Source organism: Nostocoides sp. (genome assembly GCF_035343835.1).
GTDB classification, from domain to species: domain Bacteria; phylum Actinomycetota; class Actinomycetes; order Actinomycetales; family Dermatophilaceae; genus Nostocoides_A; species Nostocoides_A vanveenii.
Genome location: NZ_DAOQZV010000113.1, coordinates 1 through 9,856 on the forward strand (window position 1 = coordinate 1; position 9,856 = coordinate 9,856).

The 9,856-nt window shown below is 66.9% G+C and carries 5 protein-coding genes; 2 read left to right on the plus strand and 3 right to left on the minus strand.

What is annotated here, in order from left to right; genetic code table 11:
* Positions 1-352: 352 nt before the first annotated feature.
* Positions 353-754, plus strand: coding sequence for a hypothetical protein (locus PKH97_RS09495; RefSeq protein ID WP_324387164.1), 402 nt, complete (start codon positions 353-355; stop codon positions 752-754).
* A gap of 78 nt (positions 755-832) precedes the next feature.
* On the opposite strand, the gene pulA is transcribed toward PKH97_RS09495, so the two are convergent.
* Both pulA and PKH97_RS09505 read right to left on the minus strand, forming a co-directional pair.
* Positions 833-6,742, minus strand: coding sequence for a pullulanase-type alpha-1,6-glucosidase (gene pulA / locus PKH97_RS09500; RefSeq protein WP_324387165.1), 5,910 nt, complete (start codon positions 6,740-6,742; stop codon positions 833-835).
* A gap of 97 nt (positions 6,743-6,839) precedes the next feature.
* Positions 6,840-7,454, minus strand: coding sequence for a GNAT family N-acetyltransferase (locus PKH97_RS09505; RefSeq protein WP_324387166.1), 615 nt, complete (start codon positions 7,452-7,454; stop codon positions 6,840-6,842).
* 129 nt (positions 7,455-7,583) lie between these two features.
* Between PKH97_RS09505 and metZ the strand changes: the two genes are divergently transcribed.
* Positions 7,584-8,780 (plus strand): O-succinylhomoserine sulfhydrylase, encoded by a 1,197-nt coding sequence (metZ, locus tag PKH97_RS09510; protein ID WP_324387167.1) that lies wholly within the window; start codon positions 7,584-7,586, stop codon positions 8,778-8,780.
* Positions 8,781-8,800: 20 nt separating this feature from the next.
* Here metZ and PKH97_RS09515 read toward each other — a convergent pair.
* The coding region (locus tag PKH97_RS09515; protein ID WP_324387168.1) for a hypothetical protein at positions 8,801-9,856 on the minus strand (1,056 nt) is incomplete at its 5' end.

Consider the following 9,856-nt stretch of genomic DNA (forward strand, 5'->3'; position numbering starts at 1 on the left):
GCCCTGCGGGACGCGGGCTATCGCAGCCTGATGGGCCAGGAACCGTCTGTCGGGGCAGCGGCCATCGCGCCGACCTCGACCTGGCCAGTCCTTTTCACCCAGGAGATGGTCGACGGCATTCACTCCGCGTGGTCGCTGATGCACGCTCGCAACTCCACGCTCGCCGTGATCGACCTTTCGGGTTCGATGCGCTATCCCTTCGGTGACGGCAAGGTCTCCAAGATCGACCTCGTCCGACAGTTGGCGGCCCGGGCCTTCGACCTGGCCTCGCCCCGAGCAAATTCGTCCGTGTGGTTCTTCCACACCGTTGACGGCAAGCCTGTGACCGAGGACACGCTGCCGTTGCAGCGCAATGACACCCCCTGTCGGCGGCGGCAAGGTCCACTCCGACGCCATGAAGGCGCAGATCGCGACGGTTCAACCCGGCGGCGGCACTCAGCTCTACCGGGCCGTTCAGGATGCCTTCGGCGAGGCCAACAAGAAGTATGCCGACGGATACCTGAACCAGGTGCTGATCATCTCCGACGGCAACAACGAGGACTCGGGGTCGAGCGTGACCCTGGCCAAGCTGTCGGCCTATGTCAAGGGACCTACGACAAGGACAAGCCGGTCGTCGTCAACTTCTTCCTCATCGACCCCGGTGAACTTGGGGCCCCTGAAGAAGGTGGCCGCACTGACCGGGGGCATCGCGACGCACGTGACCAAGATGAGCCAGGCTCCCGACGACTTCGCGCAAGCGCTCTTCAGCTCCTGACGTCGGCATCCCGCACGGTCGAGCGCCGGAAGGGCCGTGAGCGCACCGCGCTCACGGCCCCTTCACTATGGCGAGGAGCTACTTCTGCACGAAGACCGCGACTGTCCGGGCCGGAACAGTCGCCGAGCCGGCGTCCGTGTTCCAGGCCGACGTTTTGACCACCGGGTCGCTGCCGCCAGCTTGCACCGGCGACAGGGCCAACGTCATGCCGCTCATCCCGGGGACGACCTGAGTGACGGCGTTCGGGGTGGCATTGAACACCACGACCAGGCCTTTGAGCCCTGGGTCGAGGTCCGCGCCCACGGTGTCGTCGATGCGCATGACGATCACCCCGGGCGTGGCGTCCGCGGTGCCGCTGGCCGGGAAGGTGAGCTTCGCCTTGATCGCCCCCGTGCTGCCGAGCCGGAGGAGGCGGGTGGAGTAGCGCAGCTCCAGCATCTGCTGGGCCTGGGCGGTTGCCGTGGCAACGTCCTGGGCGGACGGCTTGAGCGCGGCATTGCCCAAGAGCGGCCGCATATACGACCACTTGGCCTCGTTGTCGCCCTTGAGCGGCAGGCCATGGCCAAAGCCGTTGTCGTTGCCGGTCCAGTCGAGCCGGTTGAACCAGTCCCCGCTGTCGTAGGAGTTGCGATCGAGCGACTTGCTGCGCAACAGGTCCGCCCCGGCATGCCAGAAGGACGGCGTCTGCGCGAGCGCGGTCGTCGCCAGCGACAAGGTGTTCATCCGCACCCGGTCGGACATCGACGTCGCGACGGGCAGCTTGAAGGTCAAGCTGTCGAAAAGCGTCTCGTTGTCGTGGGCGTCGACATAGGTGATGACTTCGTCGGGGTTGCTGGCATAACCGGCGGGGGAGCCGTTGTAGTCGACCTGTTTGCCGGTGACGACCTGGCCCGAGGAGTTGAGCCGGAAGCTGAAGTCCTTCAGATTGCCGGCCAGCCCGAGTTGCACCAGGTCGGTGTCGTGCTGGAGGCTCGACGGGGCCCCATCATTGATTGCGGCGCCATTGGGGTCGGTGAACTCACCACTGCCGAAGCCCTGTTTGCGCGGGTCGTCGTCGAAGGGTCCACCGCCGCGGACCGCGTCGCGCAACCGGTCGCTGAAGGTGCCGATATGGGTCCCGCCCAGTTGGCCTTGGGTGGCCTGGGTGAAGAGCGCATTGTTCGCGACTTCACCGAAGTTCCACCCCTCCCCGTAGAGGTAGACCTTGGACCCGTCGACCCCGCTGTTGGCGGTGGTCAGCTTGTTCAGAGCCGCCCGGATCGCGAGCATATTGGCCCTACTGTGGTGGCCCATCAGGTCGAAGCGAAAGCCGTCGATCTTGTAGTCGCGCGCCCACATGACCACGGCGTCGACCATGATCTGCTGCGCCAGCTGGTGTTCGGTAGCGATGTTCTGGCAGCAGGTCGAGGTGTAGATGTTTCCGCGCGCGTCGAGCCGCTGGTAGTAGTCCGGCACGACCTTGTCCAGCACGCTGGTCGGGGCCAGCCCCGACGTGGGGGTGTGGTTGAAGACCTGGTCGAGGACGACCCGCAGGTTGGCCTTGTGGAGCGCGCCGACCATGGTGCGGAACTCGGCAACGCGCGTGCCGCCGTCGGCCGCCGCGGCGGTCGATGCGTAGCTGCCCTCCGGTGCCAGCCAGTGGAAGGGGTCATAGCCCCAGTTGAAGGCATCGTTGGCGCGGATCGCGTCGATGCAGGCCTGCTGTTGCTCACTGTCCGGCGGGAAATTGCCCAGGTCACATGCCGGAGTGGTCTGCTTGGCCGGGTCCTCCTGGATCGAGGCGATGTCGAAGGTCGGCAGCAGGTGGATGGTGTTCAAACCGGCGGCAGCGAGGGCCTTGAGGTGCTGCATGCCCTTGCCATTCGTGTTGAACGCGAGATACGAGCCGCGCAACTCTGCCGGCACGCTGGTGTCGCTGATCGAGAAATCGCGGACGTGGAGCTCGTAGATGGAGGAGTCGACATTCTGCGCAATCCGCGGCTGCGGTGTCCTTGCCCAGACGCTGGGCCGGAAGGCGATGTCCTTGAGGTTGACCGCGACCGACTTGGTCGAGTTCAGGGTTAGTGCGACCGAGTAGGGGTCGGTGACCTGGACGGTCTCGATGTTCCCGGTGGAGCGAACGTAGACCACGATCTCGTAGAGGTAGCGGGCGTTCTTCACACCGGTCGTCACCGACCAGGACCCGTCTGTGGCGCGCGTCATCGCCGTGCGCTTGGCCGTGCTCAGCGGCGCGTCCCCGGGGGCGGTCGCTGCCCACGTCAGCAGCGTGACCGTCTTGGCCGTCGGCGCCCACACCCGATAGGTGGGGCTGGTGCCGGCGAAGGACGCGCCATACGTGCGCGTCTTGGCGGAGGCGGCGTACAACGCATCAAGGACGTATGCCGTTTGCACGCCCGTGGCGTCGAGTAGCCCGCCCGCATTGGAGTAGAGGGCGACAGCGACCTGACCGCGCAAGATGGTCGGCGCCTTGGCCGCCGTGGTCGACCCCAGGCGCAGGGCGAGATAGCCCTTGAGCTCCGGGCGTGAGGCGGTGACCGAGGAGGGCAGCCCGGCCGGGTCGTAGGCCAGGCCCGCGGACGTGCTGCCCGGCAAGTCCTCGGCGTCGATCGTCATCCCGGCATTCGGTGCCCAGTGCAGTCGCCACTTCAGCAGCGCCGGGTTGGCGCCGTCGGGGACGGCGTCTGCCGGCCACGCCAGCAGGCCGGGCTGCACCCAGAAGGCCTTGGCCGCCTTCAGATTCGGGGCGGCGCCCGATGCCGAGGTGGTCACGGTGATCTCGTGGGTCGCGAGGACATAACTGATGGTTACCACGACGCCATCACGAGGCAGGCTGAACGGGACATTGGCGCCGCCCGGCGCGCCGCCGGCCCCGTAGTTCTCGTCCCAGGTGAGGTTGTGGGCGATCTTGAACTCGTAGTCGCCGGCCGGGATCTGGTCGGAGGTCCAGGTGTAGGTGCCGTCACCATCGAGGTCCTGCAGCCAGGGGTTCATGCAGTCCGGCTGCCAGTCGCCGCCAGAGGATCCACCCGTACATCCGAGTTCGGATTGCATCGACCCGGGAGCAGTGATGATCGGCCCCTGGATGTTGCTCGTCACGCCGTGGGTGGCGGGGTCGTAATAGAAGGTGATCTGTCCGCCCGGGTGGTGCAGTGCGATGTTGCCGCCGTTCGGCGCGCCGCCGGCTCCGTAGTTCTCGGTCCAACTCTTATTGATGGCGGCCTTGTACTCGTAGTCCCCGGCCGGCAGGTCGAAGGTGCCCTTCCAGATGCCGTCCCTGACATCCAGTGTCAGCTGGTCGAAGGCGCAATCAGGCTGCCAGTCGCCCGCATTGGTGCCGGTGCATCCCAACTCAGAGTTGAAGGAGCCGGGCACTGACACGAAGTCGGGCTGCGTCACCGGGCCGATCGACCAGGCAGTGACGGCGGCATCCTTGCCCGGCTTGTCGGACCGGTTACTTCCGGCCACCGGGATGGCTGCCGCCGAACGGGCGGCGATCGAGGAGTCGGCGGGCTGCGCGATGGCGGCGGTCGCGCGTTTCGTGGCCTTCGTTCCTGGAGCCGGGACGCCGTCGACAGTGGCATACGAGGACGACGCGCTGTAGTTGCCGCTGGAATCCTTGACCACGACGCGATACTCCAGCAAGGTCCCCGTCGTGAGCCCGGACACGTCCTGGTAGACGCTGTAGGGCGCCGCGTCATCGGTGCCGATCGTCTGCCACGTGGTCGTTCCGACGGGCCGGTAGGCGAAGGTGGTCTGGGCGAAGGCGTTCTGCGTGGTCGCGGCCGAGATCTGCGCCCGACCCTTGATGACCTCACCGGGCGCCGGCGAGGTCAGGTAGACAGGCGGCGCGGACGTCCGAGCGGCCACCTTCGCGCCGGCCTTGTAGACGCGCACGGTGAGCGCCGGGACCGTCACCGACACCCGGCTGCCCGGCCCAGAGGTGAGGGCCGTCCCGCCGAGCAGGGGCGCAAAGCGCACGCCCGTGGTGAAGGTGTCGAAGCTGGCGGACTTGGCGCTGGTCGCATTGTTGGCCACGACGAGATATTCGATGCCGCTGGCCCGGTCCACGCGGGAGAAGGCGTAGATGCCGGCGCTGTTGCTGGCATAACGGTGGACCTGTGCGCCATCGGCGAGGGCGGGGTTCGCGGCCCGGAGGGCTGCGAGCTTCGTGAGCTGCTGATAGAGGGGCGCCGTCGTCGCGTATCGGTTGCGGGAGCCGGAGGCGCCGGTGAGGTTGGACTCGCCGGCATACTGCGCGACCTTGGTGGCGAACATGTCCTGCCGGGCGTCCTTGTCGCCGCCGGAGCCGATGAAGCCTTGCTCGTCGCCGTAGTAGACGACCGGTTGGCCCCGCGTGAGGTACATCAGGGAGTTGGCCAGTTTGACCCGCGCCAGCAGGTCCGCGCCGCTGAAACCCTTGCCCGCGAGCATCATTGCCACACGACCCATGTCGTGGTTGCCGAGGAAGGTCGGGGTCTCGTAGACGTTCGAATCGGTGTCGGTGTACCAGTCATCGGCGCCGAAGAAGTCGCGCAGTGACGTGGTCTCTTTACCCCCTGCGAAGTTGACGGCATTCGCCTGGAAGCCGAAGTCCAGGGTGGCGGGCAGCCTGCCGGTCGTCGTGTACTGGCTCATCAGCTTCGCGGCGCTCTCGTAGACCTCGCCGAACATGAAGAAGTCGGAGTTGCCGATCGCTGTCGCGTGTTCGAGCACGGCCGGCGCAAAGCGCTGCCAGAACTGCATGTTGACGTGCTTGACGGTGTCGATGCGGAAGCCGTCGATACCGAGGTCGACCCAGGCGCTGTAGATGTCGGTCATGCCGTCGACCACTTCGGGCCGCTCGGTGAACAGGTCATCGAGGCCGACGAAGTCGCCGTACTCGCTGGACTCACCGGCGAAGGTCGAGTTGCCGCGGTTGTGATACATGGTCCGGTCGTTCAGCCACGCCGGCACCTTGACCGAGGCGTCCGCGGGAGTGCGGAAGGCGGGGGTGTAGGGAAAAGACGTGCCGGGGTCGAGCGTCGGGAAGGTGGTGGCCCCGGCATACGTCTTGTCGTCGAAGGTCTGGCCGGAGGCGTCCTTGTAGGGATAGGCGTCCTTCGAGCGGTAGTCGTAGTTGTGTTCGGCGTAGTCGATGACGTCGGCCGTGTGGTTAGTGATGATGTCGAAGAAGACCTTCATGCCCTTGGCGTGGGCCTTGCTGATCAGGGACTTCATCTCGGCGTTGGTGCCCAGATGGGGGTCGATCTGGGTGAAATCGGTGATCCAGTAGCCGTGGTAACCCGCGCTGGCGTCGGTGCCGCTGCCCTGGACGGGGCGGTTCTTGAAGCTCGGCGTCAGCCAGATCGCCGTCGTCCCCAGACCCTTGATGTAGTCGAGTTTGTCGGCGATGCCCTTGAGGTCCCCGCCGTGATAAAAGCCCTTGTCGGTGGGGTCGAAGCCGGTGACCAGGCGGTCGCCGCTCAGCCCGCCGCGGTCATTGGCCGTGCTGCCATTGGCGAAGCGATCGGCCATGACGAAGTAGAAGCGTTCCTTGGTCAGCCCATTGCGCAACGAGTTGCCGGCCATCGCCTTGTCGGCCGCGGTCACCGCACCTGGCAGGTCGGTCGGGGCGAGGCCCACCTTGTGCGTGGTGTCGTCATAGCTGAAGCGCAGCTGCGCGGGACCTTGGATGACCAGGGGCAGGTTGCCGCCACCGGGCCCGCCGTAGCTCTCGTCCCAGCCGTGGTTGATGGCGACCTTGAACAGGTAGCTGCCGGCCGGGACCGTGAAGACCTTCTCGTAGGTCGTGGTTCCCGCGATCGGGGTCAGGTCGGTCGTCGTGCACCCCGGGTCCCAGTCGGCGCCGCAGCCCAGCTCGTCCTGCAACGTGCCGACGAGCGTCGCGGTGCGGTCGGCGGCCGTCGCCTTCGTGACATGGGGGCCGGCCAGGCCGAACAGGGCGAGGGCGAAACCGAGAACGGCGGCGATTGACCTGCGACGTTGCATAGTCGCTCCTTGATCGGGGAAGCTGTCGTCGTCACCCTAGTGCAATCACCGACAACGGCACCCCGAGCGACCGGGCACTATCCGGTCCGTCGGCAGGTCAGGGCACGACCGTGCGTCGCATTACCCAGCGCCACTTCGCAATCCGACGATCGCGGGTGAACCCAAGGTCGGCGAATAAGGTCTCGGGACCGGTGTGGAAGTAGGCGCCACGCTGTGGTGCGCGACCATCGACCTGCTCGGGATAGGCCTCGACGATCCCTCCACCGGCGGCGGCTATCTCGTGCAGCGCAGCGTCGACGGCGGCCCGGGCCACCCCGCGACCCCGCTGCCTGCCGGTGGTGAAGATGCACCCGATCCGCCAGGCCGGCAGTTCCGTCACGTCCTTCTCGTAGGCCTTGACGTTCTTGATATTCGGCAGCTCGGCCGGCGAGCCGAACTGACACCAGCCAATGCAGGCGTCGCCCTCATAGACAAGCACTTGGTGCACTATCCCGCGCTCGACGAGAGACTTCTTGGCGGCCCGGTTTCCCTCCGGGCTGCCGGCCGAGAAGCCTTCGGGGTGGAATCCCATGCACCAACAGCCGCCCCACACGCCATGGTTGGTCTCGACGAGTGCGGCGAAATCGGGCCACGTCTCAGCGGTGAGCAGGCGGGTTGTCAACTGCCCGGGTACGGGCGAGTCACCCACGGCAGGCCTTGCCCAAGCGTCCACACGTCCTATCCTGCCCCTCCCGGCCGGCCCGTCGTTTCCAGCCGCGCCAGCACTAGTGTCCGTATACCGTGTGCTGCGCTCGCGGACACCTCACCGAGTTGTCGGTGGGACTTTGTAGAGTCGCTGATCGTGACCACGACCTCGAACGATCGGCAACTCCACCGCGACACCCTGGCGGTGCGTGGTGGCATGCGTCGCAGCCAGTTCGAGGAGACGGCCGAGGCGATATACCTGACCTCCGGCTACGTCTACGCCAGCGCGGAAGAGGCCGAGGCGACCTTCAAAGAGGAGATCGAACGCTTCTCCTATTCGCGGTACGGCAACCCGACTGTCGCGATGTTCGAGGACAGGCTGGCTCTCCTCGAAGGCGCGGAGGCGGCATACGCCACCGGGACCGGGATGGCCGCGGTGTTCGCGGCGCTCGGCGGCCTGTGCGGTGCCGGCGACCGGATCGTCGCCAGCAAGGCACTCTTCGGCACGTGCTACACGATCTGTGCGCAGGTGTTGCCGCGCTGGGGCGTCGAGGCGGTCTTCGTCGACGGCAGCGATCTGAACGCGTGGCGCGAGGCGCTCTCGGTGCCGACCAAGGCGGTCTTCTTCGAGACCCCCAGCAATCCGACGATGCAGTTGGTCGACATCGCCGCCGTGTCCGAGATCGCCCACGCGGCCGGTGCTCAGGTCGTTGTCGACAATGTCTTCGGCACGCCGGTCTTCTCCGCGCCGCTGGCCCACGGCGCGGATGCCCTCGTCTATTCGGCGACCAAGCACATCGACGGCCAAGGGCGCACCATGGGTGGCGCGGTGCTCGGTTCGGCGCAGTTCGTCACAGAGATCGCCCAGCCGATGATCCGCAATCTCGGGCTGGCGATGTCGCCGTTCACGGCGTGGGTGCTCGTGAAGTCGTTGGAGACCCTGGACCTGCGCATGGCCAAGCAGGCCGACAACAGCCTGCAGGTCGCGCAGTGGCTGGAGGCCGATGAGCGAGTGGCTCAGGTGTGCTACCCGTGGCTCGCCTCGCATCCCCAGGCTGACCTCGCGCGCCGCCAGATGACCGGCGGCGGGTCCGTCGTGACCTTCACGCTGAACGCCGACAAGGCCGCAACTTTCCGCGCGATGAATGCCCTGCAGATCGTCGACATCTCCAACAATCTCGGCGATTCGAAGTCGTTGATCACCCATCCCGCGACGACGACGCATTTCCGGATCCCCGAGAAGGAGCGCCTGAGCCTGGGCATCACCGAGGGGACGATGCGCCTGTCGATCGGGCTGGAGGACCCGCGCGATCTCATCGCCGATCTGGACAGGGCCTTCGCCCAGCTGGACTAAGGAGCGGCCTGGAACGAGCCTCAGCCGAGGATGCCCCGGAAATAGGGCGCGACCTCGGCGACGTCCGGCCCTGGCCCGATGACATAGGCCCTGATCCCGCCCTGGTCCTTCGCCCAGGGCGCCACCAAAGCCTTGGTGACGGACAGTGGCACGAAGCCGCCGGGCTCGGTGCCCGCGACGGGGACGATCAGCTGGGCACCCTGCATCAGATCCCACCGGGTGGTCTGCGTCCCTGCGGCATCCTGCCCGTGCAGGCCGATGCGCACGCTCGCCGTATGCCCGTATGCGCTTATCACGGTTCTCGCCGTCTTCCCCGACGCAGCGGCCGCGGTGGCCTTGCGGTAGTCCGTGGCCTCCTGGGCGGACAGCGTCGTCGAGAACAGCAAGCTCGGCGAGTTCCGGGCCGTGTTTGCGAGGTCGTAGACGCACACCGACAGACTCTCGGCGGACGTGATGGTCGTGGCCGATGGGCTCTGACCGGATGGCGGTTCGGCGGCACAACCGTTGGCGTCGATCGCCACCTCCCGAGCCGACTCAAGGATGCGGTGCCGCAGATCGGTGTCCTTGCCGAAAACGGTCACAGTCACCTCACCGACCGCGCGGGTCTCGCGCACCACGCCATCGCCATACGTCTGCGTGCCCACGTCAACGGGCGCGCCGAGCCAGGCGGCGTCGACGACTGGGTGGGAGTCGGGCCCGCCGTCGCCGCAGGCGTCGGTCATCATCACCGGCCGACCGACGTATGGCGTGTTGTCCGGCACGAACTCGTAGGTGGAACTGCCCGGCACAGTGAAAGCCCGCAGGCCGCTGCAGTCCATCCGGCCGCCACCATTCCATTCCGGCGTGGTCGGCGTGCCTCCCCAGCCCCACTCGGCAGGCACCCAGATTTGCACCCCGCCATAGGACTCGGGCCGCCAATCCGCCGGTATGCCGTTCGGTCGCGTTGCGCCATCGGCTCCGGTCGCGCTCGCCGCTCCTGTCGCTGACGCCGACCCGCCCAGTGCCGCCGTCGGTTCGGCCGGTGCGGCCGGACCGCGCCATTGCGCAGCGACCGGGATGGCGATGACGGCGGCGGC

What these genes read in the sequence shown, in the direction of transcription:
- PKH97_RS09495 (WP_324387164.1), top strand. Translation starts at nt 353, where the DNA reads ATGACACCCCCTGTCGGCGGCGGCAAGGTCCACTCCGACGCCATGAAG.
- pulA (WP_324387165.1), bottom strand. Translation starts at nt 6,742, where the DNA reads ATGCAACGTCGCAGGTCAATCGCCGCCGTTCTCGGTTTCGCCCTCGCC.